The organism is Streptococcus sp. SR4 (assembly GCF_000517725.1).
Taxonomy (GTDB): Bacteria; Bacillota; Bacilli; order Lactobacillales; family Streptococcaceae; genus Streptococcus; species Streptococcus salivarius_F.
In genome coordinates this window covers 115,661-141,833 of record NZ_AZYW01000007.1, presented here as the reverse complement: position 1 = coordinate 141,833, position 26,173 = coordinate 115,661, and the positions used below count along the sequence as shown (strand labels likewise).

27 protein-coding genes are annotated in these 26,173 nt (G+C 40.4%); 20 read left to right on the top strand and 7 right to left on the bottom strand.

Annotated elements, in window-relative coordinates; translation table 11 throughout:
- Nucleotides 1-99: 99 nt before the first annotated feature.
- The 3 genes from HMPREF1519_RS10180 to HMPREF1519_RS01115 all read right to left on the bottom strand — a co-directional run bounded on the left by HMPREF1519_RS10180 (nucleotide 100) and on the right by HMPREF1519_RS01115 (nucleotide 1,791).
- A complete protein-coding gene (locus HMPREF1519_RS10180; protein ID WP_081721211.1) occupies nucleotides 100-405 on the bottom strand; it encodes a DUF2752 domain-containing protein in 306 nt (101 codons plus the stop codon).
- Nucleotides 405-737 carry a TM2 domain-containing protein gene (locus HMPREF1519_RS01120; protein ID WP_002889819.1) on the bottom strand — a complete coding sequence of 111 codons (333 nt, stop codon included), beginning with the start codon at nucleotides 735-737 and terminating at the stop codon, nucleotides 405-407. The genes HMPREF1519_RS10180 and HMPREF1519_RS01120 overlap by 1 nt, the downstream gene beginning before the upstream one ends.
- A 184-nt stretch (nucleotides 738-921) precedes the next feature.
- Entirely contained in the window at nucleotides 922-1,791 is an 870-nt protein-coding gene (locus HMPREF1519_RS01115; protein WP_037610699.1) for an RluA family pseudouridine synthase, read from the bottom strand.
- A gap of 65 nt (nucleotides 1,792-1,856) precedes the next feature.
- Here HMPREF1519_RS01115 and pbp2a point away from each other — a divergent pair, with 65 nt between their 5' ends.
- The 5 genes from pbp2a (at nucleotide 1,857) to HMPREF1519_RS10750 (ending at nucleotide 5,929) form a co-directional block, all read left to right on the top strand.
- Nucleotides 1,857-4,184, top strand: a complete 2,328-nt coding sequence (gene pbp2a, locus HMPREF1519_RS01110) for a penicillin-binding protein PBP2A (protein WP_037610697.1) — start codon at nucleotides 1,857-1,859, stop codon at nucleotides 4,182-4,184.
- Between the two features lie 48 nt (nucleotides 4,185-4,232).
- Entirely contained in the window at nucleotides 4,233-4,385 is a 153-nt protein-coding gene (rpmG, locus tag HMPREF1519_RS10175) for a 50S ribosomal protein L33 (protein ID WP_002886472.1), read from the top strand.
- An 8-nt stretch (nucleotides 4,386-4,393) separates the two neighbouring features.
- Nucleotides 4,394-4,570 (top strand): preprotein translocase subunit SecE, encoded by a 177-nt coding sequence (gene secE / locus HMPREF1519_RS01105; RefSeq protein WP_002883656.1) that lies wholly within the window; start codon nucleotides 4,394-4,396, stop codon nucleotides 4,568-4,570.
- A gap of 200 nt (nucleotides 4,571-4,770) precedes the next feature.
- Nucleotides 4,771-5,310, top strand: a complete 540-nt coding sequence (gene nusG / locus HMPREF1519_RS01100) for a transcription termination/antitermination protein NusG (RefSeq protein ID WP_002883644.1) — start codon at nucleotides 4,771-4,773, stop codon at nucleotides 5,308-5,310.
- 130 nt (nucleotides 5,311-5,440) lie between these two features.
- A complete protein-coding gene (locus HMPREF1519_RS10750) occupies nucleotides 5,441-5,929 on the top strand; it encodes a phosphatase PAP2 family protein (RefSeq protein ID WP_037610694.1) in 489 nt (162 codons plus the stop codon).
- Between the two features lie 198 nt (nucleotides 5,930-6,127).
- Here the strand turns inward: HMPREF1519_RS10750 and HMPREF1519_RS01090 are convergent, their stop codons facing one another.
- Nucleotides 6,128-6,937 carry a Cof-type HAD-IIB family hydrolase gene (locus tag HMPREF1519_RS01090; RefSeq protein WP_037610692.1) on the bottom strand — a complete coding sequence of 270 codons (810 nt, stop codon included), beginning with the start codon at nucleotides 6,935-6,937 and terminating at the stop codon, nucleotides 6,128-6,130.
- Nucleotides 6,930-7,697, bottom strand: coding sequence for a DeoR/GlpR family DNA-binding transcription regulator (locus tag HMPREF1519_RS01085; protein WP_037610690.1), 768 nt, complete (start codon nucleotides 7,695-7,697; stop codon nucleotides 6,930-6,932). The genes HMPREF1519_RS01090 and HMPREF1519_RS01085 overlap by 8 nt, the downstream gene beginning before the upstream one ends.
- A gap of 193 nt (nucleotides 7,698-7,890) precedes the next feature.
- Here HMPREF1519_RS01085 and leuS point away from each other — a divergent pair, with 193 nt between their 5' ends.
- From leuS to pepC, 14 genes are all read left to right on the top strand, one after another.
- The gene (gene leuS, locus HMPREF1519_RS01080; protein WP_037610688.1) at nucleotides 7,891-10,392 is read left to right on the top strand and encodes a leucine--tRNA ligase; all 2,502 of its coding nucleotides are present in this window, start codon (nucleotides 7,891-7,893) and stop codon (nucleotides 10,390-10,392) included.
- Between the two features lie 181 nt (nucleotides 10,393-10,573).
- Entirely contained in the window at nucleotides 10,574-11,029 is a 456-nt protein-coding gene (locus HMPREF1519_RS01075; RefSeq protein WP_037610686.1) for a MarR family winged helix-turn-helix transcriptional regulator, read from the top strand.
- A 56-nt stretch (nucleotides 11,030-11,085) separates the two neighbouring features.
- Nucleotides 11,086-12,351, top strand: coding sequence for an acyl-CoA thioesterase/BAAT N-terminal domain-containing protein (locus HMPREF1519_RS10545; RefSeq protein WP_037610684.1), 1,266 nt, complete (start codon nucleotides 11,086-11,088; stop codon nucleotides 12,349-12,351).
- A gap of 231 nt (nucleotides 12,352-12,582) precedes the next feature.
- Complete coding sequence (locus tag HMPREF1519_RS01065) at nucleotides 12,583-13,449, top strand: ABC transporter ATP-binding protein (RefSeq protein WP_037610682.1); 867 nt, start codon at nucleotides 12,583-12,585, stop codon at nucleotides 13,447-13,449.
- Nucleotides 13,449-14,291: an ABC transporter permease gene (locus tag HMPREF1519_RS01060; RefSeq protein WP_037610680.1), complete on the top strand. Its 843-nt coding sequence runs from the start codon at nucleotides 13,449-13,451 to the stop codon at nucleotides 14,289-14,291. The genes HMPREF1519_RS01065 and HMPREF1519_RS01060 overlap by 1 nt, the downstream gene beginning before the upstream one ends.
- Before the next feature lie 18 nt (nucleotides 14,292-14,309).
- Nucleotides 14,310-14,765 (top strand): LytTR family DNA-binding domain-containing protein, encoded by a 456-nt coding sequence (locus tag HMPREF1519_RS01055; RefSeq protein WP_037610678.1) that lies wholly within the window; start codon nucleotides 14,310-14,312, stop codon nucleotides 14,763-14,765.
- Nucleotides 14,766-14,774: 9 nt separating this feature from the next.
- On the top strand, nucleotides 14,775-15,206 hold the full coding sequence (locus HMPREF1519_RS01050; RefSeq protein WP_037610676.1) for a DUF3021 family protein: 432 nt from the start codon (nucleotides 14,775-14,777) through the stop codon (nucleotides 15,204-15,206).
- Between the two features lie 81 nt (nucleotides 15,207-15,287).
- Complete coding sequence (locus HMPREF1519_RS01045; RefSeq protein WP_021143516.1) at nucleotides 15,288-15,998, top strand: MerR family transcriptional regulator; 711 nt, start codon at nucleotides 15,288-15,290, stop codon at nucleotides 15,996-15,998.
- A 211-nt stretch (nucleotides 15,999-16,209) separates the two neighbouring features.
- Entirely contained in the window at nucleotides 16,210-16,893 is a 684-nt protein-coding gene (locus HMPREF1519_RS01040) for an ABC transporter ATP-binding protein (protein WP_021143517.1), read from the top strand.
- On the top strand, nucleotides 16,862-18,163 hold the full coding sequence (locus HMPREF1519_RS01035; RefSeq protein ID WP_080978423.1) for an ABC transporter permease: 1,302 nt from the start codon (nucleotides 16,862-16,864) through the stop codon (nucleotides 18,161-18,163). Before HMPREF1519_RS01040 ends, HMPREF1519_RS01035 begins: the two co-directional genes overlap by 32 nt.
- Nucleotides 18,164-18,347: 184 nt before the next feature.
- Nucleotides 18,348-19,802, top strand: a complete 1,455-nt coding sequence (locus HMPREF1519_RS01030; protein ID WP_037610673.1) for a nicotinate phosphoribosyltransferase — start codon at nucleotides 18,348-18,350, stop codon at nucleotides 19,800-19,802.
- Nucleotides 19,803-19,813: 11 nt separating this feature from the next.
- The gene (gene nadE, locus HMPREF1519_RS01025) at nucleotides 19,814-20,635 is read left to right on the top strand and encodes an ammonia-dependent NAD(+) synthetase (RefSeq protein ID WP_022495778.1); all 822 of its coding nucleotides are present in this window, start codon (nucleotides 19,814-19,816) and stop codon (nucleotides 20,633-20,635) included.
- A 15-nt stretch (nucleotides 20,636-20,650) separates the two neighbouring features.
- Nucleotides 20,651-21,094 carry a DUF805 domain-containing protein gene (locus HMPREF1519_RS01020; RefSeq protein WP_022495779.1) on the top strand — a complete coding sequence of 148 codons (444 nt, stop codon included), beginning with the start codon at nucleotides 20,651-20,653 and terminating at the stop codon, nucleotides 21,092-21,094.
- Nucleotides 21,095-21,194: 100 nt separating this feature from the next.
- Nucleotides 21,195-22,532, top strand: coding sequence for an aminopeptidase C (gene pepC, locus HMPREF1519_RS01015; protein ID WP_037610671.1), 1,338 nt, complete (start codon nucleotides 21,195-21,197; stop codon nucleotides 22,530-22,532).
- 106 nt (nucleotides 22,533-22,638) lie between these two features.
- Here pepC and pbp1a read toward each other — a convergent pair whose 3' ends face one another.
- Together pbp1a and recU are read right to left on the bottom strand one after the other, a co-directional pair.
- Complete coding sequence (gene pbp1a / locus HMPREF1519_RS01010) at nucleotides 22,639-24,930, bottom strand: penicillin-binding protein PBP1A (protein ID WP_037610669.1); 2,292 nt, start codon at nucleotides 24,928-24,930, stop codon at nucleotides 22,639-22,641.
- On the bottom strand, nucleotides 24,930-25,526 hold the full coding sequence (recU, locus tag HMPREF1519_RS01005; protein ID WP_002883653.1) for a Holliday junction resolvase RecU: 597 nt from the start codon (nucleotides 25,524-25,526) through the stop codon (nucleotides 24,930-24,932). The genes pbp1a and recU overlap by 1 nt, the downstream gene beginning before the upstream one ends.
- 76 nt (nucleotides 25,527-25,602) lie before the next feature.
- Between recU and HMPREF1519_RS01000 the strand changes: the two genes are divergently transcribed.
- Entirely contained in the window at nucleotides 25,603-26,118 is a 516-nt protein-coding gene (locus HMPREF1519_RS01000; protein ID WP_002889858.1) for a DUF1273 domain-containing protein, read from the top strand.
- Nucleotides 26,119-26,173: the final 55 nt, after the last annotated feature.

Sequence of the window (26,173 nt, the reverse complement as noted above, 5' to 3'; positions counted from 1 at the left end):
GTATAACCTCCAGATATCTTGATTATAAAAATGTTGATGATTACAATTATATCAATAGTGTAAGGGGACTGCAATGAGAGTGGGACAGGAGTCTTTACTTTATTTCCTTTTAATCTTCTTATCACTAAAGATGGGAAAGAGAAAGAAATAGGTTAGGATATAGACCACTAGAGGATATATCAGTGGATTATAGTCCCAGGCTCCTTGCCAATCTAGGTGTAAGAGTCTAACACTAGCGCGTGTTAGACCTGCGCTCCAACCATTTAGTCCAAATGGTCTTAAGATTAAACTGAGTGGTGTTGGAAGATGCAAAAGGTAGACTCCATAAACTGCCACTAAAACTAAGAGATATAATCTAAAAAAACGCTGGTGGTAGGCCCACAAGCGTGTAAAATAGTTTTTCATTAGCCAATAACTGCAAATAGTTTTTGAGCGTTTGATTGGCGAGTAGCATCCATGATAAGGAACCAGTCAACGATTGACCAGATACCACATCCACCACATGTCAAAAGTTTACCAACACCAAGACCAACTTGTCCCAAAATAAAGCGGTCGATTCCAAGAGAACCACCAAAAAGTGAGATGACAAGCATCATCGTAGGGTCTTGGAAGCTGATTGAGTAAAGCATTGAAAGTTGTTGTTCAGGAAGTGCCTCAAGACGTTGGCGGATGTACTGAACTTGTTCTGTTGGGAAATACTTGGCGTTAATTGCTAGCCATTGATCGACTGGATTCATAAATTAAATACCCCTCAAATTTTAAATGATATGTAAAGGATAACATATTGTAAAGGGAGATTCAAGGTGGTCAAGGCTTTTGAAGTTAATAAAAGCAACTTATTTGCAAGCTTCCACTGTGTCATAACTAGAGGATCATTAGGATAATCCTTTCGCACTATGCTTGAGAATGAGCCTACTTCTATTATTTGTGATTTCTTAACCCTTGTTCAAAACTGTCTGAGTTCGCCTTAACAGTGATTTTGTCGAGTGTTAAGGGATGGGTGAAACTAAGGGTGTGAGCGTGGAGCATAAGTCGAGATGCGGGGCGGTGGCTATAAAGAGGGTCCCCTAGAATGGCATGCCCATGGTGGGCCAGATGCACACGAATTTGGTGGGTCCGGCCGGTTTTTAGTTGACAGTTGACCAGACTAGCTCCTTTGAAGGCTTTGAGGCGCGTGATGGTTGTATAGGCAACCTGCCCTTTTCTAGGATCAACCACTCGTTTTCTACGGTCATGGCGGTCGCGTCCAATCTTGTCTTTGTACACAGTCTCCTTGGTCTGAAATTTACCTTCAGCCAAAGCCCAGTATTGACGCTGAATCTTCTTATCTTCCAAGAGTCTATTGAGAATTGGCAGGATAAACGGATTTTTTGCGAAGAGTACAGCCCCACTAGTTTCCATGTCTAGTCGATGAACGACGTAACAGGTTTGCCCACAATAGGCCGAAACATGGTTAAGTAGAGCAATTTCTGTGGGTTCATTACCATGTGTTTTCATTCCTTCAGGTTTATTGACCACGATGAGATGCTGATCTTCATAGAGAGGTTCTACTAAACTGGCATTTCCCATAGGGATAATTTTTTCAGGGTAGTCCTCTGTATCAAAGGTCAGGCTAATCTTATCACCTTTTTCAACAGGACTCTGCCAATTAATAGTCTCTCCATTGATGAGGACGTGCTTTTTCGTGCGTAGGAAATGACGAATCTTACGAGGAATGAGGAGCTTAGTTTCGAGCAAGTCTTTGACGGTTGTTACAGGATAGGGATTGATAATTTCTACGTGTAAAGTCATGGTTTCATTATATCATGAACGTTTAAAAGAGGACAGAATCTGTAAAAACTTGGTATAATAGGGTTATGACATTTTTTGATAATCTAAAAAACAAACTTTTTAAAGAAGAAAATAGCGGAAAGGGCAAGGATTCCCAGCCTGCTGAAAAATCGAAGAATTTACAAAATAAGATAAAGGGACTCTTTGCTAAGAAACCTGATGAGGTTGAACAAGCCGTTGAAGACTTAGATATGTCTCAGGAAAGTCAAGAGACGTCACGTTATCAACGTTCTAAGCAAAAGAAACCTATTGATACGACCCAACCTTTAGGTAAGGTTCAGGCGTTCTTGAGCAAGTTTACACTTTCGCCAAGAAATCCTATTCGTCGTTTCTGGCGTCGTTATCATATTGGTAAAATTCTCTTTATCATGGTAGCTGTGCTGGTTTTGACAGTAGGTTCCTACCTTTTCTATATTGCCAAGACGACCAATGTTTCAGACCTTCAAGATGCCTTGAAAGCTACGACGGTTATCTATGACAAAGAAGGCAATCAAGCTGGTTCTTTGTCAGGGCAAAAAGGGACCTATGTGGAGCTGGATGCTATTAGTGATAGCTTGGAGAATGCTGTCATAGCAACCGAGGACCGTACCTTCTATGAAAATAGCGGGGTTAACGTCAAGCGATTCCTCTTGGCCATTGTATCTATGGGACGCTTTGGTGGTGGTTCGACCATTACCCAACAGTTGGCTAAAAATGCCTTCTTGACACAAGAACAGACAGTCACTCGTAAGGCCAAGGAATTCTTCCTCTCTTTGGAATTAACCAAGAAATACAGCAAGCAAGAAATCCTTACCATGTACCTCAATAATGCCTATTTCGGAAATGGGGTTTGGGGTGTTGAAGATGCTAGTCAAAAATACTTCGGGACAAGTGCTGCCAATTTAACCGTTGATGAAGCAGCTACCCTCGCTGGTATGCTTAAGGGACCTGAAATTTACAACCCAATCGATAATATCCAAAATGCGACCAACCGTCGAAACACTGTCCTCGCCAATATGGTTGATGACAAGAAGTTGAGTCAGGCAGATGCCGACAGTGCGGCTGGAGTTGATATGGCTAGTCGTCTGGATGATACCTATCAAGGGACTGGCGATGACTACAAGTATCCGTCTTACTTTGATGCCGTCATTGAAGAAGCTACGAAAACTTATGGCTTGAGTGAGGATGAAATCGTTAAAAATGGTTACAAGATCTACACAGAGATGGATGCCAACTCACAAGCTAACATGCAGCAAACCTACGAAAATACTAATCTCTTCCCTACATCAGAAAGCGATGGTAGTACAGCTCAGTCAGCTAGTGTGGCACTTGATCCAACAACTGGAGCGGTCCGTGGTCTAGTAGGTCGTGTAGGTGGTACCAGTGATACAACCTTCCGTAACTTTAACTATGCAACCCAAGGGAAGCGTAGTCCTGGATCGACCATCAAACCTTTAGTGGTCTATGCCCCAGCCCTGGCTTCAGGATGGAGCATCAACAAGGACCTTCCGAATACACCAATTGATTACAATGGCTATACCCCAACCAACTACGGTGGTGTAGAGACAGAGGATGTGCCTATGTATCAAGCTTTGGCCAACTCCTACAATATCCCAGCAGTTTACCTCTTTAATCAAATCGGTATTCAAAAAGGGATCAGTTACGGTCAAAAATTCGGTCTCAACTTTGACAATGTTCCAGAAGAACTGGGAATTTCACTTGGTGGTGGTGTGACAGCCAGTCCTCTTCAAATGGCTCAGGCTTATGCAACCTTTGCTAATGGTGGTGAGATGAACACAGCTTATTTTATCACTAAAATTGAAAATGCCAGTGGTGACATTATTGCTACCCATAGTAAGAAGTCTAAACGTGTTATCAGCCAGTCAGTAGCTAACCAGATGACCAGCATGATGCTTGGTACCTTCTCAAATGGTTCTGCTGTGAATGCCAACTACACAGGTTATACTATGGCAGGTAAGACAGGTACTGTTCAGGCTGAATTTAACAAGGATTTGACTAGTGACCAGTGGGTGATTGGTTATACTCCTGATGTGGTTATGACGACCTGGATCGGTTTTGATAAGACTGACGAGAGTCACTACCTAACAGGAGCTAGCTCGGGAACAGCTTCGACGATTTTCAGCTACATCGCTGCGGATGTTTTGCCAAATACACCAGGTACTGAGTTTACCGTTGAAAATGCCTATGCAGCTGATGGTCAAACACTAGACTATACGGCAGATCCCAATGACTCGCGCAATAGCAGTAACAAGTCATGGACAGACAAGGCATCAGACGTTGTGAATGATGTTAAAGATCAGGCAAGCAGCCTTTGGGATAAGATTACAGACTCCTTCTCAGGTCTATTCAGATAGCTTGTCAATTGCATTTAAAAGTGGTAAGATAAAAAGAACGGAGGCGTTATGGCACAGAAAAAAGCAAGCCTAGCGTGTGCTGAATGTGGGAGCCGAAACTACTCAATTAATGTGAGTAGCACTCCCAAACCAACACGACTAGAAGTTAACAAATTTTGTAAACATTGTAAAAAATACACCTTGCATAAGGAAACAAGATAGGAGACACCGTGAGACAAACTGGAAGTATTTTCAAAGTCTTGAAAGACACGACTTGGCCAGACCGTAAACAACGCTGGCACGATTTTATTTCAGTTCTTGAGTATACTGCGTTCTTCACTGTCATCATCTATGCGTTTGATGAATTGTTGAGTCGCGCTATGTCAGCACTGATTAACTTTTTCTAAAGAAAACACAAAAAGAGTGGGAATGCCTGCTCTTTTTTGTTATAATAAATGCAGATAAAAGCGAGAAGAAGGGCCACCAGGCTTTTTTATTACGCTTTGAATTAAACCTCAGACATTCATTTACATTTAACACTCGCATCTAGAAGATAGCTAGCCAAAGGTGTTTAAATGTCATTTAGAAAAAAGAAAGGAATCCTAAAATGCTAGATTCATTCGATAAGGGCTGGTTCGTCCTTCAAACCTATTCAGGATACGAAAACAAAGTTAAAGAAAACCTTTTGCAACGTGCCCAAACTTATAACATGCTTGAAAATATCTTGCGTGTTGAAATCCCAACTCAAACGGTCAATGTTGAGAAAAACGGTAAAGTTAAAGAAGTAGAAGAAAACCGCTTCCCTGGTTACGTTCTTGTTGAGATGGTAATGACAGACGAAGCATGGTTCGTTGTCCGTAACACTCCAAACGTTACTGGTTTCGTTGGTTCTCACGGTAACCGTTCTAAACCAACACCACTTTTGGAAGAAGAAATCCGTCAAATCTTGATTTCAATGGGTCAAACAGTTGATGTTTTTGATACTAATATCAAGGTTGGTGATGTGGTTCAAATCATTGATGGTGCCTTTATGGGTCAAGAAGGCCGTGTTGTAGAAATTGAAAACAACAAGGTTAAAATCATGATTAATATGTTTGGTTCAGAAACAGCTGCTGAACTTGAACTTTACCAAATCGCTGAACTTTAAGATAGACAAAAAGAGGTTGGACTAAGAGACTTCAACCTTGGAAGACTATCTCATTAAACTTGAGGGGAGAGGCTAGAAGCTAGATTTTTGAAATTTAGTTCTGTGTCACTCTCTTTTTTTCTAACGGATGATGATGAATTACAAACGATTTTACGATAGGATTAGCGCTCCTTTGCGTTCTTACGCTAAGGTTTTAGAAGGGTTGAACAAGCTTATAACTAGGACTTTTTACCTGCTTTTTCCTATATTTCTTATTTGGGTTTGGCTAAGGAATGACTGGTTTGTTCTCTCTACAACGGTGCTTATTATGGGGGGAGGCTTTTTCCTTCTTTCTCTTGGTCGTAGCCTCTATAATCGACCACGTCCATACCAGACCTGGGCTATTCAACCCCTTATTAAGAAGGACAGTTTGGGTAATTCCTTTCCCAGTCGGCATGTTTTCTCAGCGACTGTCATTGCTATGTTGGCACTGACGCTTAACCCCTGGCTAGGTGGGGCTATGCTTTTTCTGGCGGGCGCTCTAGCTCTTTTGCGTGTGCTAGGTGGTGTTCACTATCCTAGTGATGTTTTGGCAGGCTATGTCACTGGGATTCTTATAGGTCTCCTTCTTTATCTTTAGAAAATTTGGGTCTTCTTCGAGAGAGGAAGGCTTTTTTCGTTGAAAAAGGAAAGGCACCTCTAGGGCACCTTTCCTTTTGTTCTAAAATTCGAGTTGGCAATTAAGGGCTGTTCCCACCCCAAATGTTATCTTAGTTATAAGATGTGTTCTAAAATTCGAGTTGGCGATTAAAGGTTGTTCCCACCATTAGATATTAGCTTAGTTTAGGACATGTTTTCTAATAGCTTGAGCGACACCATGCTCATCATTTGAAGCAGTTACTAAGTTTGCAGTTTCCTTAACCCCTTCAGGTGCATTGCCCATAGCAATTCCTAGGCCAGCTAGAGCTAGCATAGGACTATCGTTGAAGTTATCTCCGATGGTCATGACTTGTTCAAGAGGAAGGTCATAATATTTGGCAAGCTCAAGGAGAGCATGTTCTTTAGAAACATGTTTGGCAGTGACTTCTAAGTAGTTATCTTTGGATAAGTAGAAGGCTGTCTGTGGAAAATCCATGCTTAGGAATTTTTGGTGGAGGTCCTGGATAACTTCAGGCTCATCAATCAACAATAGCTTGTGGATAGGTGGTTCTGAGTCTGAGACCGTGTCTTGTAGTTCCTTAATGATAGGAGATTCACCCGTGATACTTCCTTCCAACTGAGACCATTTGTCTAGTTCGTTGGTGATCCAGTCCTTGCCAGAGTAGATATTCACAGAGACACTTGGATAATCTGTGGATAAGTAGCTAAGAAGTTCTTGAATCTCAGATTTGTCCACAGGGTGCTGTATGATAGTACGATCCCCCTCAAGTACTAAGGCACCGTTGTAGCAAGCGATGGGATTGTCATGAAGTCCCAGTTTATGAGCAATTGGTTGCATCCCTAGTGGCGAACGGGCAGAAGCTAAAACAAAGGGAATATTTGCCTTTTCAAGCTCTGGCATTACCTCAATCAGTTGCTCATCCACCTGGTGGTTACTAGTGAGAATAGTGCCATCAATGTCACTGATAATCAAACGAATATTACTCATAATCGCTATCCTTTCCATCGTATAAAATCGTTACTTTATCTTTAAGAGACTCGACCAAATCAGGATCAGGTTCTTTATCTGTAATCCAGTAGTCAAAGTCTTCAATTTTGCTCAAGATATATTTGGAGTGCTTTTCATATTTATCAGATTCAGCAATAAGTATCTTGGTTCTAGCAGCTTGCATGGCCAGTTGTTTGACAGCAACGTCCTCTTCATCTTCATAGCTGACCACTCCTTGACTGAGACTAGCCGCTCCGAAGAAGGCTAAGTCAAACTGTAGATGTTGCAAGAGCTGGGTTTCGTGAAGCGAATAGTAGAAGCGGTTTTTGCTGTAAAATCTTCCTCCCAAGAGATGAAAGTCGATTCCTTCTTTGCCACTTAGGACCAAGGCATTGTCCAAAGAGTGGGAGTAGACAGTTACGCTCTTAGTCAATTTTTGTGAAACCTCAAGCATCAAGGTAGAGACATCGAAGAAGAGAAGAGATTGGTCTTTGACAAAGCTAAGCGCTAGGTCTGCCAATTTTTTCTTGTCTTCAGTGAGTTCTTCCTGACGTTCTTGGAAGCCAAGAACAGTGGTATTTTTAACTGGAAGAATGCCACCATGGGTACGCTGAGCCAAATTCCTCTGGCTGAGGCAGTCGAAATCTCTTCTGACGGTATCTTTGGAAACACCCAATGCGTCAACCATTTCCTTGACAGAAAGGCTTCCTCGCTCTTCCAAGAGTGTTAATATTTTCTCTAATCGTTGTTCCTGATACATGTGTCACCTTCTTTCTGATACTAGTATAGCATCTTTTTGCTTTTTTGCAACACAAAAACGCAAAAAAACTTAAAAAGAATGAAAAAGATGCAAAATAGGCTCAGGTGAATTTGCCTCTTAAAGTTCCCTTATCATCTTTAAAAATCCTTCAAAAATGCTATAATAGAAGCATTACGAATATTGGAGAGAAACCATGAGTTTTTACAATCATAAAGAAATCGAGCCTAAGTGGCAAAAATACTGGGCTGACAATCACACTTTTAAGACAGGAACAGATGCCTCAAAACCTAAGTTTTATGCGCTTGACATGTTCCCTTACCCATCTGGAGCGGGTCTTCACGTAGGACACCCAGAAGGCTACACAGCGACTGATATCCTCAGCCGTTTCAAACGTGCGCAAGGTTACAATGTCCTTCACCCAATGGGATGGGATGCCTTTGGTTTGCCTGCAGAGCAATACGCTATGGATACAGGGAATGACCCAGCAGAATTCACAGCAGAAAACATTGCCAACTTCAAACGCCAAATCAATGCGCTTGGATTCTCTTATGACTGGGACCGTGAAGTCAATACTACAGATCCAAACTACTACAAGTGGACGCAATGGATCTTCACCAAGCTTTACGAAAAAGGTTTGGCTTATGAAGCTGAAGTGCCAGTCAACTGGGTTGAAGAATTGGGAACAGCTATCGCCAACGAAGAAGTTCTTCCAGATGGAACATCTGAGCGTGGTGGCTATCCAGTTGTCCGCAAACCAATGCGCCAATGGATGCTCAAAATCACTGCCTATGCTGAGCGCTTGCTCAATGACTTGGATGACCTTGACTGGCCAGAGTCTATCAAGGACATGCAACGCAACTGGATTGGTAAATCAACGGGTGCTAACGTAACTTTCAAAGTAAAAGGAACAGACAAGGAATTCACTGTCTTTACGACACGTCCAGATACTCTTTTTGGTGCGACCTTCACTGTTTTGGCGCCTGAACATGACTTGGTAGATGCCATCACAACACCTGAACAAGCTGAGGCTGTAGCTGATTACAAACATCAAGCCAGCCTTAAATCAGACTTGGCTCGTACAGACCTTGCTAAGGAAAAAACAGGGGTTTGGACTGGTGCTTATGCCGTCAACCCTGTCAATGGGAAAGAAATCCCAATCTGGATTGCGGACTATGTTCTTGCCAGCTACGGAACAGGTGCTGTTATGGCCGTACCTGCCCACGATGAGCGTGACTGGGAATTTGCAAAACAGTTTGACCTTCCAATCGTAGAAGTGTTGGAAGGTGGGAACGTTGAAGAGGCTGCTTACACAGAAGATGGCCTTCACGTCAACTCTGACTTCTTGAACGGTCTCAACAAAGAAGAAGCGATTGCTAAAATCGTGGCTTGGTTGGAAGAAAAAGACTTTGGTCAAGAAAAAATCACTTACCGTCTTCGTGACTGGCTCTTTAGCCGTCAACGTTACTGGGGTGAACCAATCCCAATTATTCATTGGGAAGATGGTACTTCAACAGCTGTTCCAGAAAGTGAACTCCCACTTGTCTTGCCAGTAACCAAGGACATTCGCCCTTCAGGTACTGGTGAAAGCCCATTGGCTAACTTGACAGACTGGCTTGAAGTGACTCGTGAGGATGGTGTCAAAGGTCGTCGTGAGACGAATACTATGCCACAATGGGCAGGTTCAAGCTGGTACTACCTCCGCTATATCGATCCACACAACACAGAGAAATTGGCTGACGAGGACCTCCTCAAACAATGGTTGCCAGTCGATATCTATGTGGGTGGTGCAGAACACGCCGTGCTCCATTTGCTTTACGCTCGTTTCTGGCATAAATTCCTCTATGACCTTGGTGTTGTACCTACTAAAGAGCCATTCCAAAAACTCTTCAACCAAGGAATGATCTTGGGAACAAGCTACCGTGACCACCGTGGAGCTCTTGTGGCAACTGACAAGGTTGAAAAACGTGACGGTTCCTTCTTCCATGTGGAAACAGGAGAAGAATTGGAGCAAGCACCAGCTAAGATGTCTAAATCCCTCAAGAACGTTGTCAACCCAGACGATGTGGTGGAACAATACGGTGCTGATACCCTTCGTGTCTATGAAATGTTCATGGGACCACTCGATGCTTCAATCGCTTGGTCTGAAGAAGGATTGGAAGGAAGCCGTAAATTCCTTGACCGTGTTTACCGTTTGATTACAAGTAAAGAAATCGTTGCGGAAAACAATGGCGCTCTTGACAAGGTTTATAATGAAACCGTTAAATCTGTTACTGAGCAAATCGAGTCTATGAAATTCAACACAGCCATTGCTCAACTCATGGTCTTTGTCAATGCTGCCAATAAGGAAGACAAACTTTATGTAGACTACGCCAAAGGCTTTATCCAATTGATCGCTCCATTTGCGCCTCACTTGGCAGAAGAACTCTGGCAAACAGTGGCAGCAACCGGTGAGTCTATCTCTTACGTGGCTTGGCCAACATGGGACGAAAGCAAATTGGTTGAAGACGAAATCGAAATCGTCGTTCAAATCAAAGGTAAAGTCCGTGCCAAACTCATGGTTGCTAAAGACCTTTCACGCGAAGAGTTGCAAGAAGTAGCTCTTGCTAACGAAAAAGTCGAAGCAGAGATTGATGGCAAGGAAATCGTTAAGGTGATTGCGGTACCAAATAAATTGGTTAACATTGTTGTAAAATAACCAATTTATTTGTTCATTTCCAACCTCAAACAGTTTCCCAAACTGTTTGAGCCTAATAAACTCGTTAATATTGTTGTGAAATAAAAATAAATCCTTCGGAGCTTAGTTCTGGAGGATTTTTTAGGTTCGGCTTGACAAGAAATAGTGGTTTTGTTAATATCATTAACAAAAGAGAGACACTATGAATAAGAAAGAACTACATAAGTTTAATAATCGTTTTAACAGCTTTGCTTTAGCTTTTGAACAGTTGAAAAAGGCTCAGCATAGGAACAGTATTGATAAATCAATCACTATTAATGAAGTCCATTTGATTGACCTAATAGGTCGCAATCAGCCTGTGAATCTAGTGAAATTATCTGAGTTACTTGAAGTCTCTAGGAGTGCCATTACTCAGAGTGTTAGACGTTTAATCAAGAAAGACCTCGTTTCTTTTGAATTTGCACCGGATAATGAAAAAAATAAATATCTGATATTATCCCAAAAAGGGGTTGACGTTTTTAACATTCATAAAGAGCAACAAGAACATATTGAGACAGCCATTTTTTCAGTTTTAAAAAACTATAGTGAGGAGGACCTTCAAATGGTTATGAAATTGATGGATGATGTTGAAAAGGTATGGCAAGAATTACCGTGGTAAAAATCACGGTAATTTAAAAACTATATTGTTAATCACATTAACAAAAAGAGGAAGATATGAATATAAAAATTGAACTGATCTCAGAGTCTGATTTAGCAGACGAATCTTTTAATATTGTCATCGATGGCTTAAAACCAAGAGAAATATATCGAGTCGAAATGTATTTATCCGATTATTATTGTATCAATGCTCCCATGCTTTTAGCTCATGATGTTTTATGGAAATCAGCAGCGACTTTTGTATCAGATAAGAATGGTATTATTGATATTTCACAAACTCCATCTTGTTCTGGCTCTTATGAAGATATTGCAACAATGGGGTTATTCTTTAATGCCAAACCTTTGACCAATAGGAAAAAGAAACTTCCAAACTCTCTTTCTAAAATTCCCTTATTAGATCACTTTTTTGTGGAAATCAAAATTATACAAGGTAATACTGTCGTCGCAGAGAGAACTTTCACAAGACATTACATGAGTTCGCAAATTAGTCATCAAGATATTTACGGGAAAAATTTTCAAGGGAGACTCTTTTATGATAAAAAGGCAATAAACGCACCAGCATTGATTATTGTGAGCGGTAGTGAAGGAAGGATTGAAAAGACACAGAATATAGCTCAGCTTCTATCTTCTAGAGGTTATATTTGCCTAGCAGTTGCCTACTTTGGTTTAGAGGGATTGCCAAAACATTTGGAATGTATTCCTTTAGAGTGTCTTGTGGAAGCAAAGAATTATCTACGTCAGCATCCTCAAGTAGATAGTGAAAAAATTGGACTCTATGGACGTTCTAAGGGAGCAGAGTTAGTTTTAGCTGAGGAGAGTATTTTTAATGACGTTCAATGTTTGGTACTAAATTCACCCTCTGATGTGGTATATGAAGGGATAAAAGGGAAATGGAACTCTCATACTTCTTCTTGGACATATTTGCAAAAAGAACTTCCTTATCAAAAGTTTCGACTTAGAGATTATCTGTTCAGCAAACTTTTAAAAAAATCCTTCCCTAAAGATTGCTCTGCTAGGATAGATATTGGTCAAATGCATTCACCAATCTTATTGCTCGGAAGTACTGTTGATGAAATATGGGATGCCTCGTCAGCAATTGATGATATTGTTTCACATTATAAAGGACACCACATTACATTTAAAAAATACCATGAAACAGGTCACATGTTGACAGTGGCTTATCAACCCAATCATCGCTATCGAAAAGATTGGCGTTTACTGCTGAAAGAGAGCAAGGATTCTTGGTTGGCTACGATTCATTTTTTTGATAGGCATTTGAAGAAGCGATGCTACAAATCCTATGGAAAGGATATAAAAAAGTAATTCATTCCCCCTTTTGATGGGTTCTTATAGTGAGAGATTTTGTTCTGTTTTACCGGCAATTAAAATTGAAAGTCAGTTTGTCTTTTTTTATTGGGGGAATTGATTTTTATGAAAAATACTGTTAATCTCTTCCATCTCGCCACTCATCTCTTCATTTTGACCACTTATCCCCAAAAGCCGTTTAAAAAACGGCTTTTTTGCTAGACTGGTTCTATCAAAAGGAGAGAGAACATGATATTACAAGCTAAAAACATAAGCAAACGGTATGGGAACCACCTTGTTGTTGATAATATTCAATTACAATTTAAAAGAGGGACTTTCAATGCGATTCTAGGACCAAATGGGGCGGGGAAATCAACGACAATTTCCATGGTGATTGGTTTGAAACAACCAACGCAAGGTGAAATCATCTATGAACCCGGTACTAAAATTGGTGTGGTCTTCCAGACTAGTGTTTTGGATGAGATGCTGACTGTTAGGGAAAATCTGGCCATTCGTGCCAGACAGTATAAAGAACTGAAACCCAATCGTGTGTCTGATCTCATTGGTCGGCTAGGTCTATCAGCTTTCCAAAAGCAGAGATACGGGACGCTTTCAGGTGGCCAAAAGCGTCGGGTTGACATTGCGCGTGCTCTACTCTCACAACCAGATATTCTGTTCTTAGATGAGCCAACGACAGGTTTAGATATCCAAACTCGGAAGTCTATTTGGGATTTGCTCTATCAATTGCAGAGAGAAGAGGGAATGACCGTTGTACTGACCACGCATTATCTTGACGAAGCAGATGAAGCTGATCAGATTTATATTGTGGACCATGGGAAAGTGATTGCTCAGGGATCGGCATTAGATATTAAGAGCCAGTATGCAAAAAACATCTTGAAGATTCGTTTCAAGGAGATAGAGCAGATAGAAAGTCTTAAAACTTCGGGAATGTCAGTAGAGCAACAAAGTCAAATGGAGTATGTTTTTCAACCCGAGAGTGAAAGGGAAGCTATTGATTACCTGGCACAAGTTAGAGATAGAATAGCCCATTTTGAGTTTCGTCCAGGGACCATGGATGACGCCTTTATTGCACTTACAGGAAGGGAGGTTCGCTAATGCTAGCTTTACTAAAGCGAAATTTTTTATTGTACTTCAGGAATCGTTCAGGAGTTTTCTTCTCCTTGTTGGGAGCCTTGATTTCCTTTATTCTCTATATTATTTTTCTTCAAAAAAATCTAACAGATGCTTGGAATCAGCTACCCAATAGTGGTCCTTTGTTAAATAATTGGTTAATGAGTGGGGCGCTGGCTGTGACAGGGACAACGACGAGTCTGGCTGCCCTGACTCAGTTGGTAAAGGACCGTGAACATCAAGTAGATCAGGATCTTTATTTATCGAATCATGGGAAATGGCGGTTACCATTTTCGTATCTAGCGAGTGCAATCATCATTTCTTTTGCCATGCAAGTCCTAATGTATGTACTGATGTGTGGCTATTTTAGAGAAGTTCCAACCCTTTCTCTATTACCTGAGGTGCTCCTCATCATGCTGCTTAGTAGCCTGCTTTCTAGTTTAGTGAATGCCATTTTTGTTTATTTTTTCCAATCTGTAGACAGTTTGGGGAAGTTTGCGACCATAGTGGGGACAGCTTCTGGTTTTTTGGTAGGAACTTATGTACCTTTGGGCGTTTTACCTGATTTTGCACAACTACTAATGAAATGTACTCCAGCAACTTATATTGCATCACTTTATCGGCAAGTACTCATGAAAGAAACATTAAGTGAGACCTTTAAAGGTCAAGATAACCTTCTTCGAGAGTTCCAAGAAAAAATGGGCGTTCAGCTCAAGTGGCAAGGTTTGTTGACAAAGGAAAATACTTACCTTATAGTGTTAGGAGGTATTCTTCTAGCAAGTATTCTTTGGATTGTTTTAGTGAAAAGAACTAGCCAGAAAAAATAAGTGAGAGTTGGAATAGGAATGAAACTTCGTTTTGAAGAAAAATCAGATATTTCGGTAAAGGATCCCTGTGTGGTCATCCAAGCAGAGCGATTGTCTGATCAAGCACGAGAGGTAATGGATTATCTCGAACAATTTTCAGTTGTAAATCAAGTGGTGATTCCTATTAAAACGGATGATCATTTGGTTATGGTAAAAATTGATGACATTATTCTAGCTGAGATTGAGAAGAATGTGTTAACGATTTATACCGTAAACAATACCTATACGATGAGAGAGACACTGACAAACTTTCAGCATCGCATCAATCGTCGAAGTTTTTTACAGATATCACGTCATGCTGTTATGAATATAGATCATTTGGAATCACTATCGGATAGTTTTTCTGGCAATATGATGGCTAAAATGACAGGTGGAGTTAAGTCTAGTGTCAGCCGAAAATATGTCAAATCTTTGATGGATTATTTAGGGGTGTAGGAGGAACCAATGAAACGTTTAATTGCTTATTTTGTATCCGGCGTGAGAACGGGATCGTTCTTTTACCTTGCACTCCTTTTACTTGGTCAATTATTTCCCCAGATTATCTATCCCAAAGTTAGTGTAGGAAATATTTTAGCCCTCTTTATGATGAGTGGTTTAATGGGAATGCTCTCGTGGATTTTGGAAGAGCTTGACCGCATGTCGTACAGATTAAGAGTAGTCTTGCATTTCTTGTTGACGGCGATTGTACTTACAGTGACTTGTCTGATATCAGGCTGGTATGAGGCTTTAACGAACCCTGCTATCTGGATTGTTTTCATTTTTGTTTATATTATTATCTGGCTTTATCTCATTTGGCAAATGCATATGAGAACACAGCGTATTAATCAAGCTTTACTGCATCGTCGAAGCCAGAAAAAGAAAAGTAATAAATTATAGTAAACTTCAAAAAAATACTCTTTTTCCTCTTGACCCTCACGCCACGTCATAGCCTATACTCTTAATCAGAGAGGAGTTCTAATGAAATCTGTAAAAGAAGTGAGCCAACTATCAGGTGTCAGTGTACGCACCCTTCATTATTATGACGAAATTGATTTGCTGAAACCGTCAGTTGTGGCTGAAAATGGTTACCGTTACTATAATCGCGATGCGGTTGTCCGTTTGCAAGAAATATTGCTTTACCGTGAGTTAGACTTTCCTCTCAAAAAAATTAAGGAAATCGTAGGTCAACCAGGTTATGACAAAGTTCAAGCGCTTAGGGATCAGATTAAGCTCTTAGAGCTGAAAAGGTCCCGTTTAGAAGCCGTCATAGCTCATGCCAAGGCCTTACAAATGGAGGAAGAAGAAATGTCATTTGAAGCATTTGATCAAAAAGCTGTAGAAGCCTTTCAGGAAGAAGCTCAGGCTAGATGGGGTCAGACAGAAGCTTATCAAGCTTTTGCGGCTAAGGGAGAGGAATCCTTCCCTGAAGTTACAAAAGAGATGACTGCAATCATGTCTACCTTTGGACAGCTCAAGGAGTATAATCCTGGGGATGATAGTGTTCAGGAGCAAGTAAAGGTGTTACAAGACTATATTAGTCAGCATTTTTATCCATGTGACCAAACGGTATTAGCTGGTCTCGGTCAGATGTATCAAACAGATAATCGCTTTTCTAGTTTTATTGATAAAGTTGGAGGAGCAGGGACTGCCACTTTTCTCGCAGAAGCTATTCGTATTTATTGTCAATAAACTAAAGCCAAAGTCTTAGGGACTTTGGCTTTTTTCATGCCATAGTGACATTTATGTCACTATTTTTATAATCATTTAATGATTATAATTAATGTATCGTTTTAGAAGGCGATTAGTTAACGGTTTTTGTTATTTTGCTTGAAAATTTCTTGCAGGTAATCAGATAGAAACTAATCAAATTCTAATCTAAACCAAATTTACGGAGGAACTCATGTCCATTTTAACCATCGACCACATCTCAAAGTACTATAATCTCGACGGTACGAACCAAGAGCGCGCTTTGAACGATGTTACACTTGAGATTGCACCAGGAAAGATCACTGCTATCTACGGTCCATCTGGCTGTGGTAAGACCAGTCTGCTTAGTATTATTAGTGGTCTGGATAGTCAGTATCAAGGAAATCTTTATTTCAAAAATCAAAACATGCGAGATTTTTCAGAGCGTGACTTGACCTATTTTAGAAAGGCTCACATTGGCTTTGTCTTTCAAAATTTCAATCTTATCTCTCATCAATCAGTCCTTGAAAATGTCAAGATGCCTCTTTACGTTAAAAATATGACTGATAAAGAGATGGCCGAGATTGCGGAAAGGGAGCTTAGCCGTCTTGGAATCGGAGACTTTATCAAGAAAAATGTTAAGCAGCTTTCTGGTGGGCAAAAACAACGTGTGGCCATTGCCCGTGCCCTAGTCAATAATCCAGAAATGATTGTGGCTGATGAACCGACAGGTTCTCTTGATTCTCAGTCTCAGGAAAATGTTCTCGACATTTTTAAAGAGCTAGCCGAGGCAGGTAAAACTGTGATTATCGTAACCCATAACCCTGAAGTGGCGGATTATGCGGATGTTGTCATTAAAATGAAGGATGGTGAAGTCGTTGAAACAATCGAAAAATAAGGGGTTGACCCTCAAGAACAAGCTCAAATTGTCATTGAACAACTTTATGGAACGTAAGTGGCGTAATCTTTTGATTGCGACGGCAACTTCCATTGGTTTTATCGGTGTCCTAATTTCCTTTGGTTTGGGAAATGCTATTGTTGGTATGATTAATGACAGTACCGATGGTGGCAACATTCCATCCCAAATTCAGATCAGTCTTAGTGCTAAATCAGCAGCCAGAGGGGTTCTAAATGCGGATGATGAGAAGTTTATTCGTAATCAGATTAAGAGTGATGACATTAAGTATTTGGAGAGTCCCTTTGGAATGAACATGGCAAGTCTTACCCTTGATGGCAAGACCATGGATTTCAGTAAGGACCTTCCTAACTATTCTCAGGTTATCAGTCTTTACAAGAACACAAAAATCTCTACATCTCGCAATGATAAGGATAAAATTTCAGCTGGGAAACCTTTTAAATCTGAAGATGAAAATGGCTTAACCCTTCCGATGAGTTTTGTCAAACGCTACAACCAAGAAACAGGGAAGAAGCTCAAGGCTAAAGACTTTATCGGTAAAGAAATTTCAGCTCAGATTGTTGAAAATACTGCTGAGGGAACTAAAGTAGCGGATATCAAGACTAAGATTGTCCGTATTGTTGATGATAGCGAGGATGCTGAAGAGAGCAATAGCTATATGCCAGCCAAACAATTGGAAGAATTGCTCAAAGAAAATGGCTTTACCAAAACAGTCTCTTACATGCTTTTGGAGCTCAAGGATCCAGCCAAGACTAAGGAAGTCACTAAAAAATTGCAGAAAAACAAGAAGTATCTGGTTCTTTCACAGCAGGCCATCCTAGATGTCATTATTAAATTCATCCGTGTGATCCAGGCCCTCTTGATTATCCTTTCGTCACAAGCTATCCTAGTTTCAGCTGTTATGATTGGAATTATCATCTATATTAATATTATGCAACGCTCAAAAGAGATTGGTGTTATGAAGGCTGTCGGTTATCTTAATCGTGACGTGAAAGCTATCTTTGTTTATGAGGCACTTTGGATTACGGGTATCTCACTAGCTCTTGCCCTCCTTGTATCGCAGGGTATTGGAAGCTTGGCCAACATGATTGTTTCACATCTCTACCCAAGTGTCAGCAAGGTGTTTGACCTAAATCTGACATCAATTCTCATCATGTTTGGCTTCTCACTCTTGATGGGCTATGTGTCAGCCTACCTTCCAGCCCGTAAAATCAGTAAAATGGACCCTGTCGAGTCCCTAAGATATGAATAGAAATGAAGAGTAGTCTACCTAGACTGCTCTTTTTCGTCAAAATAAGCATTAGAAAATTCGGAAAATCCAAACAATAATTAACTTTCTGAAAAGTGGAGACAATTGCTCAAAAATGCTATAATAGTCAGCATATACAGGCTATTAATAACAAAAAAAGAAGTACCTATTCGATAGGAGGAATTCCATGTATAAAGATGACAGTTTAACCTTGCACACTGACTTGTATCAAATCAATATGATGCAGGTTTACTTTAACCAAGGTATTCACAATAAAAAGGCCGTTTTCGAAGTTTATTTCCGTCAACTTCCGTTTAAAAATGGCTTTGCTGTGTTCGCAGGTCTGGAGCGTATTGTCAACTATCTTGAAAGTCTGACTTTCTCAGAAACTGATATTGCTTATCTAAAAGATTTAGGTTATCCCGAGGATTTTCTGGACTATCTAGCCAACCTAAAACTTGAATTGACTATCAATTCGGCCCTTGAGGGTGATTTGGTATTTGCTAATGAACCGATTTTCCAAGTGGAAGGTCCCTTGGCTCAGTGTCAGCTTGTAGAGACTGCCTTGCTAAATATCCTCAATTACCAGATTCTTATTGCTACTAAGGCAGCTCGTATTCGTTCTGTCATTGAGGATGCTCCTCTTTTAGAGTTTGGAACACGTCGTGCACAAGAGATGGATGCAGCAATTTGGGGTACCCGTGCAGCTGTGATTGGTGGTGCGGATGCGACATCAAATGTTCGTGCCGGTAAGATTTTCGGCATTCCAGTTTCTGGTACTCACGCTCATGCTCTTGTTCAGGCCTATGGCAATGATTACGATGCCTTCAAAGCCTATGCATCTACTCATAAGGACTGTGTATTCCTTGTAGATACCTATGACACCCTTAAGATTGGTGTTCCGAATGCTATCCGTGTCGCTAAAGAGCTAGGTGATAAGATTAATTTCTTGGGTGTTCGTCTTGATTCAGGTGACTTGGCTTATCTATCGAAGCAGGTCCGTAAGCAACTGGATGCAGCTGGTTTCCCTGATGCCAAGATTTACGCTTCAAACGACCTTGATGAAAATACTATCCTCAACTTGAAGATGCAAAAGGCCAAGATTGATGTCTGGGGAGTAGGTACTAAGCTTATCACTGCCTATGACCAACCAGCCTTGGGTGCTGTCTACAAGATTGTTTCAATCGAGGATGATCAGGGAGTCATGCATGATACTATCAAATTGTCCAATAATGCTGAGAAGGTTTCGACACCAGGTAAGAAGCAAGTTTGGCGTATTACGAGTCGTGCTAAGGGCAAATCAGAAGGTGACTATATCACTTTCGCAGATACGGATGTTAATGCTTTAGATGAAATTAATATGTTCCACCCAACATATACCTATATCAATAAGACTGTTCGTGATTTTGATGCAGTGCCACTCTTGGTTCCAATCTACGACAAGGGTCAACTGATCTATGACTTACCAAGTCTTAATGAAATCAAGGCATATGCGACTAAGGAATTGGACGAACTTTGGAATGAGTATAAGCGCGTGCTTAACCCTCAAGATTATCCAGTTGACTTGGCTAAAGATGTCTGGGATAACAAGATGACCTTGATTGATAATGTCCGTAAGAAAGCCCATGACCTGTCAGAGTAAAAGGAGAAATTATGACTTTGCAAGAAACTATTATTGCTCAACTAGGCGTTAAACCTAGCATTGATCCAAAGGAAGAAATTCGAAAATCCATTGATTTTTTGAAGGCCTACATGCTCAAACATCCATTCCTTAAAACATATGTTTTGGGGATTTCAGGAGGTCAGGATTCTACATTGGCTGGTCGTCTGGCACAACTTGCGATTGAAGAGCTCCGTGCAGAGACAGGAAAAGACTATCAGTTTATCGCCATTCGTTTACCATATGGTGTCCAAGCAGATGAAGATGATGCCCAACATGCTCTTGCTTTTATAAAGCCAGATGTGAGTCTTGCGGTTAATATCAAAGAAGCTGTAGATGGTCAGGTTGCTGAACTTGCCAAGGCAGGTGTCATTGTTTCTGACTTCAACAAGGGAAATATCAAGGCCCGTCAACGTATGATTACCCAATATGCGGTTGCTGGTGAAAATAGTGGAGCAGTTATCGGGACAGACCACGCCGCTGAAAACCTTACAGGCTTTTTCACAAAATTTGGTGATGGTGGTGCAGATATCTTGCCACTCTTTCGTCTAAACAAGCGTCAAGGTGCAGCCCTTCTTGCAGAACTTGGTGCTGACAAGGCCCTATATGAAAAAGTGCCAACAGCTGACTTGGAAGAGGATAAACCAGGAATTGCTGATGAAGTAGCACTTGGCGTGACCTATCGTGAAATTGATGACTACCTTGAAGGTAAGGAAGTCTCAGCCAAAGCTCAGGAAACGATTGAGTCATGGTGGCATAAAGGTCAACACAAACGTCACTTGCCAATCACCATTTTTGATGATTTTTGGAAATAAGAGGAGAAATGAGTTATGATCAAAGCTTATATTGATTTTTGGAAACGTGCCTTTGACTTTAGCGGACGTTCGAATCGTCCAGACTACTGGTGGGCTTACTTGGTTAATGTCATTATTATTACTATTCTTACTGTTTTTTGTGTTCTTATTCCTTTCTTCAGTAATGTTGATCTTAGTGACCCAGCTCTGTTGAATAATCCGACTGAACTGCAAAAAATAATTATTACCTATGCTTGGCCACTAATGCTTTTTAGCTTAATTGAACTTATCCCTCAATTGTCTCTACAAATACGTCGTTTGAGAGATGCAGGATTTCATCCGGCTTGGGTACTTCTAAGTTATATAGGGCTTGTACCAATCTTGGCTATCTTCTCATTGATTGGAAGCATTGTCCTCCTTATCATGTCGTGTCAGCCAACGAAACCAGCACCTGAAACGCAGTTTGATAAAGTGGAATAAGATTGTCATAACCCTAGGTTTTACCTAGGGTTATTTTTAAATTGAATTTTCAGAAATTAGTGATAAAATAGAGAGGAATAAGGCTTAAAGGAGGAATCTTATGACTTCACTATCAACAGATTTCACAGATAAACTATTTGCAGACTATGAGGCCAATGCCAAGTACAGTGCTATCGAAAATGCTGTAACTCACAATGGCTTGCTCAAATCCATCGAAACACGTCAATCAGAAGTTGAGAATGACCATGTTTTCTCAATCGATTTGACTAAAGATGAGGTGTCTAACCAAAAGGCTTCAGGACGTTGCTGGATGTTTGCGGCACTAAATACTTTCCGTCATAAATTAATCTCAGACTTTAAATTGGAAAGTTTCGAGCTTTCTCAAGCCCACACCTTCTTCTGGGACAAATATGAAAAATCGAACTGGTTCTTGGAACAAATCATTGCTACAGCAGATCAAGAGATTGGCAGTCGTAAGGTTAAATTCCTTTTGGATACCCCACAACAAGATGGTGGACAATGGGATATGGTCGTATCACTTTTTGAAAAATATGGTGTTGTGCCAAAATCAGTTTATCCAGAATCTGTAGCTTCAAGCAATAGTCGTGAGCTTAATCAATACCTCAATAAGCTTCTTCGTCAAGATGCTCAAATCTTGCGTGATTTGATTGCTGGTGGTGCTGATCAAGCTGCTGTTCAAGCTAAGAAGGAAGAGCTTCTTCAAGAAATTTTCAATTATCTTGCCATGACTCTTGGTTTACCACCACGTCAGTTTGATTTTGCCTACCGAGATAAAGATGACAACTATCAATCTGAGAAAAATATCACACCACAAGCTTTCTTTGAAAAATATGTGGGTCTTAAACTTAGTGATTATGTGTCAGTTATCAACGCTCCAACAGCTGATAAACCTTACGGAAAATCTTATACTGTTGAGATGTTGGGTAATGTTGTAGGTGCGCCAAGTGTGCGTTATATTAACCTCCCAATGGATCGTTTCAAAGAGCTTGCCATTGCACAGATGAAGGCTGGAGAAACTGTTTGGTTTGGTTCAGATGTTGGTCAAGTCTCAGACCGCCAAAAAGGTATTCTTGCAACTAATGTTTACGATTTTACAGCTAGCATGGATATTAACTTGACTCAAGACAAGGCAGGACGTTTGGACTACAGTGAATCTCTCATGACTCATGCCATGGTATTGACTGGGGTTGATTTGGATGCTGATGGCAAACCAGTTAAATGGAAGGTTGAAAATTCTTGGGGAGACAAGGTTGGGCAAAAAGGTTACTTTGTCGCTTCTGATGCCTGGATGGATGAATATACTTATCAAATCGTTGTCCGTAAAGACTTCCTTACAGCTGAAGAATTAGCAGCCTATGAAGCAGAGCCACAAGTACTTGCTCCTTGGGATCCAATGGGAGCCCTTGCTTCAAAATAAGACAATAGATGAAACCACTGGAAAATGATTCCAGTGGTTTTTCATAGCTTCTTTAAAATTTATCGGTAAAAAAAGAGTTATCCATTCGGATAACCCTTTTTAGTTCTTATTCTTCTGCTGTAGCAGTGTTTGAATTTGAATGTTCAGAGCCATTAGAGGCTGATGTCGATGGATTTGTTGAAGCATCAGGCCCGTACTGTTGACTATCTTGTGAACTTGATGAGTCACTGCTTTGGCTTGAGTCCCAACTTGATGATGAGCTAGATGTTCCAAGTGATCCAGAGTAAACATTTGATGTTGAAGAACCAGTAAGGAAGACATAGCTACCATTATTATAAACACCGCTAGGCATATCGAAATCTTCAGAACCTGCACCATACATCTGGTTAAGGTAGCTACTTGTTACACCATAGATTTGTTTAGCGATATCAAGGTCTGAACCATAAAGTGGTGTTTTACGGTTTTTGTAACCTGTCCAAATCGCCATTGCATACTTAGTATTGTATCCAACGAAAGTTTCATCCGGAACCATAAGGTCAGCATAGACACCACTTTCTTTTTGTACTTTATAGTACTCATCGTCACCGTAGTTAGATGTACCAGTCTTACCAGCATTGATTGTACCAGGAACATAAGCTTCAGTTGCTGTACCACCTGTCAATACTTGTTTCAACATACTTGACATCATGTAGGCTGTTTGTGGTGACATGGCTTCGACACCTTTAGAATCAAATGATTTAGTTGAACCGTCTTCAAACTTGATTGATTTAATGTAAGATGGTTTATAGTAAGTACCACCATTTGCAAAGGCTGCATAAGCTGCGGCCATCTTCTCACTTGATGCACCATACTTAGAATCTGATGATGATGTTGAAGATGAGATGGCATTTGAGTAGTACATTTCTGGATACTCGATACCCAAATCTTTCAAGAAGGATTGTGCATATTCCAAACCAGCAGCTTGGAGAGCTTTAACGGCTGTAACGTTACGTGACTGTTGAAGCGCATAAGTCAATGAAATGCTTCCGTAATACTTACGGTCCCAGTTGTAAACTGGTGTTGAAGAACCTGGGAAATTGTAAGGATTATCGTAAACAGTCGTACCAGTGTTTGTATAAACACCTTTTTCAATAGCAGGAGCATAGTCAGTGATTGGTTTCATTGTAGAACCCCAGTCACGGTCTGTTTGAACAGCTTGGTTGGTACCAAGTGCAACGTTTTCGTCTTGGTGACGTGATCCCAATTGGGCAACGACACGACCATTAGTAACATCAATAATAGTAGAAGCAACTTGGAGACTATCGTTTGGATAGTATACGTAGTCGTTAGTATTATAGACGTTCCAGATATATTTTTGAATATCTGGGTTAAGGTTAGTGTAGACATCGAGACCTGCTGAGTAGATATCAGCATTGGCATCAGTAGATACTTGTTCAATAACTTGTTTGATGTAGTTATCTAAGTATAGCTCATAGCTAGCTTTCTTCGTAAGTGGAAGAAGTCCATCTGATACATCAGTTGCTTTAGCTTGTTCGTACTCTTCTTTAGAAATGTTTTTGTCTTCATACATTTCACTAAGAACAGTGTTACGACGCTCTTTGGCAGCATCTGGATTAGCATAAGGGTCATATTGTGTTGGTGCTTGTGGAATACCAGCAAGAAGAGCTGCTTGGGCAACAGAGAGGTCGCTCAAGTCCTTACCAAAGTAAGATTTGGCTGCAGTCTTCATACCGTAGTAACCATTACCCATATAAACCTTATTAATATAGAAGGTCAAGATTTCTTGTTTAGTGAATTGACGCTCCATTTGGAGTGACAACCAGATTTCTTGTGACTTACGTTTAAGGGTTTGGTCAGAAGTGTTAGTTGAGAAGTAAGCCAACTTAATCAACTGTTGGTCGAGTGTAGACCCCCCTTGGGTACTGCTACGACGAAGGTTATTAACAGCTGCCCCCATGATACGGTAGACGTCAATCCCACGGTGTGTGAAGAAACGTTTATCCTCGATAGAGGTGATGGCATTAACTAGAGTTGTTGGAATTTCATCTGTTGATGCACTCTCACGCTTCTCAGCTCCCAAGTCGGCAATAAGACTACCGTTAGCATCGTAAATCTTACTTGAGTTTGTTGATTGCAGTTTGTTCTCGGTAAGTTTAGGAACACTGCTAACATAGTAGGCAAAGAGGCTACCACCAGCGATGACACAGACTACAAAGAAAGTGAGCAGTCCAATAAATCCGTATTTTGCAATACGCCAGCCCAAACTTTGGTCTGAAGCGGCAGAGCGTTTTCCTTTGCTATAGCGAGAAGAATCTGAACGCTTGACCTTGATGTTTTTAGCACGTTTAGTCAAACCGTTAAGTGATTCTTTAAAGTTGCTGAAATTAAATTTAGCCATTATGTGTTACCACCTAATAATTTTTCAATGATTTCTAAATAAGGAACTTGAGGATAAGCTGCTTCTGTAATTGCATAGCCTCTTTTTTTGATATAATCAAGAGGCATTGATTTCGTCCCTTTATCAATTTGATAAAAAGCGATTAAGTCTTTGGCAGGCAGAAGGTAGGTTTCCTTAAGCGTCGAGAAGTGAAGTAGCACGAAGCAGATCCCATCTTGACTGATGACCTGAGACATGTGCTCAATTTGATGCGCATGAAAGTTTTTCATAGGCATGGATGTCTTTTGTCGTGTCTCTTTGGCTTCAAAATCAATGTAGTATCCTTTGTAAACGCCGGAGTAGTCGGTAGTAGAAGCTTGTCTAAAGTAAGCTTCTACAATCTTCGCCCGTGAGCGTTTGGGATAATCGACTTTGACAATTTGAACAGGGGTAGGTTTTTTATGAATAACGGCTAAACCACGCGACAAATAGTAATCATTAGTCGCGTTAATAGCAGATTCAAAGCTCATCCCCCGATTGGCAAAGTCAACTCTATTTGATTTTTTAGGACGTACTTGTGCTATCTTACGAGATATCTGATGGGGATAGTTTACCATTTCTTTCCCTTCTTCTTTATAAGATATGCATAAAGACTATTTCATTATACCATAAAATGAACGAGGAAAACAACAAATGACATCACTACTGGTAACTGGCTATAAGAGCTTTGAACTCGGTATTTTTAAAGACAAGGACCCTAAAGTAACCATTATCAAGAAAGCAATAAAACGTGATTTGAAGCGTTTCTTGGATGATGGTGTGGATTGGATGATTTTTACTGGGAACCTCGGTTTTGAATTTTGGGCACTAGAAGTAGCCAAAGAACTTCAAAAAGACTATCCTTTGAAGTTAGCGACCCTCTTCCCTTTTGAAACGCATGGTCAGAATTGGAACGAAGCGAATCAAACAAAACTAGCAGCCTTTAAGCAGGTTGATTTTGTCAAGTACAGCTTCCCCGCTTACCAATCTCCAGCACAGTTTAAACAATTTAATCAGTTTCTCATTGACAATACAGATCAGGCTTATTTATTTTATGAACCTGAAAATGAAACAAATCTGAAATATTTTTACGGTATGATGTTAGAAGCAAGGGGTTATCCCGTATCTAGACTGACTTTTGATGACCTCAATGAAGTCATGTCGGAATAGGATATAATTGAATTTTAAACTTGCATTTTTATCTTTTTTTCTGTATCATAAAAAC

Excerpts from the sequence above, each read along its gene's own strand:
- leuS (WP_037610688.1), top strand. The coding sequence starts at position 7,891 with ATGAGTTTTTACAATCATAAAGAAATCGAGCCTAAGTGGCAAAAATAC.
- nadE (WP_022495778.1), top strand. The coding sequence starts at position 19,814 with ATGACTTTGCAAGAAACTATTATTGCTCAACTAGGCGTTAAACCTAGC.
- HMPREF1519_RS10545 (WP_037610684.1), top strand. The coding sequence starts at position 11,086 with ATGAATATAAAAATTGAACTGATCTCAGAGTCTGATTTAGCAGACGAA.
- HMPREF1519_RS01045 (WP_021143516.1), top strand. The coding sequence starts at position 15,288 with ATGAAATCTGTAAAAGAAGTGAGCCAACTATCAGGTGTCAGTGTACGC.
- HMPREF1519_RS01055 (WP_037610678.1), top strand. The coding sequence starts at position 14,310 with ATGAAACTTCGTTTTGAAGAAAAATCAGATATTTCGGTAAAGGATCCC.
- HMPREF1519_RS01060 (WP_037610680.1), top strand. The coding sequence starts at position 13,449 with ATGCTAGCTTTACTAAAGCGAAATTTTTTATTGTACTTCAGGAATCGT.
- HMPREF1519_RS01090 (WP_037610692.1), bottom strand. The coding sequence starts at position 6,937 with ATGAGTAATATTCGTTTGATTATCAGTGACATTGATGGCACTATTCTC.
- HMPREF1519_RS01035 (WP_080978423.1), top strand. The coding sequence starts at position 16,862 with ATGGTGAAGTCGTTGAAACAATCGAAAAATAAGGGGTTGACCCTCAAG.
- pbp2a (WP_037610697.1), top strand. The coding sequence starts at position 1,857 with ATGACATTTTTTGATAATCTAAAAAACAAACTTTTTAAAGAAGAAAAT.
- HMPREF1519_RS01040 (WP_021143517.1), top strand. The coding sequence starts at position 16,210 with ATGTCCATTTTAACCATCGACCACATCTCAAAGTACTATAATCTCGAC.
- pbp1a (WP_037610669.1), bottom strand. The coding sequence starts at position 24,930 with ATGGCTAAATTTAATTTCAGCAACTTTAAAGAATCACTTAACGGTTTG.
- HMPREF1519_RS01075 (WP_037610686.1), top strand. The coding sequence starts at position 10,574 with ATGAATAAGAAAGAACTACATAAGTTTAATAATCGTTTTAACAGCTTT.
- pepC (WP_037610671.1), top strand. The coding sequence starts at position 21,195 with ATGACTTCACTATCAACAGATTTCACAGATAAACTATTTGCAGACTAT.
- HMPREF1519_RS01120 (WP_002889819.1), bottom strand. The coding sequence starts at position 737 with ATGAATCCAGTCGATCAATGGCTAGCAATTAACGCCAAGTATTTCCCA.
- HMPREF1519_RS01065 (WP_037610682.1), top strand. The coding sequence starts at position 12,583 with ATGATATTACAAGCTAAAAACATAAGCAAACGGTATGGGAACCACCTT.
- HMPREF1519_RS01050 (WP_037610676.1), top strand. The coding sequence starts at position 14,775 with ATGAAACGTTTAATTGCTTATTTTGTATCCGGCGTGAGAACGGGATCG.
- HMPREF1519_RS01085 (WP_037610690.1), bottom strand. The coding sequence starts at position 7,697 with ATGTATCAGGAACAACGATTAGAGAAAATATTAACACTCTTGGAAGAG.
- HMPREF1519_RS10180 (WP_081721211.1), bottom strand. The coding sequence starts at position 405 with ATGAAAAACTATTTTACACGCTTGTGGGCCTACCACCAGCGTTTTTTT.
- nusG (WP_002883644.1), top strand. The coding sequence starts at position 4,771 with ATGCTAGATTCATTCGATAAGGGCTGGTTCGTCCTTCAAACCTATTCA.
- rpmG (WP_002886472.1), top strand. The coding sequence starts at position 4,233 with ATGGCACAGAAAAAAGCAAGCCTAGCGTGTGCTGAATGTGGGAGCCGA.
- HMPREF1519_RS10750 (WP_037610694.1), top strand. The coding sequence starts at position 5,441 with ATGATGAATTACAAACGATTTTACGATAGGATTAGCGCTCCTTTGCGT.
- HMPREF1519_RS01115 (WP_037610699.1), bottom strand. The coding sequence starts at position 1,791 with ATGACTTTACACGTAGAAATTATCAATCCCTATCCTGTAACAACCGTC.
- HMPREF1519_RS01030 (WP_037610673.1), top strand. The coding sequence starts at position 18,348 with ATGTATAAAGATGACAGTTTAACCTTGCACACTGACTTGTATCAAATC.
- HMPREF1519_RS01000 (WP_002889858.1), top strand. The coding sequence starts at position 25,603 with ATGACATCACTACTGGTAACTGGCTATAAGAGCTTTGAACTCGGTATT.
- recU (WP_002883653.1), bottom strand. The coding sequence starts at position 25,526 with ATGGTAAACTATCCCCATCAGATATCTCGTAAGATAGCACAAGTACGT.
- HMPREF1519_RS01020 (WP_022495779.1), top strand. The coding sequence starts at position 20,651 with ATGATCAAAGCTTATATTGATTTTTGGAAACGTGCCTTTGACTTTAGC.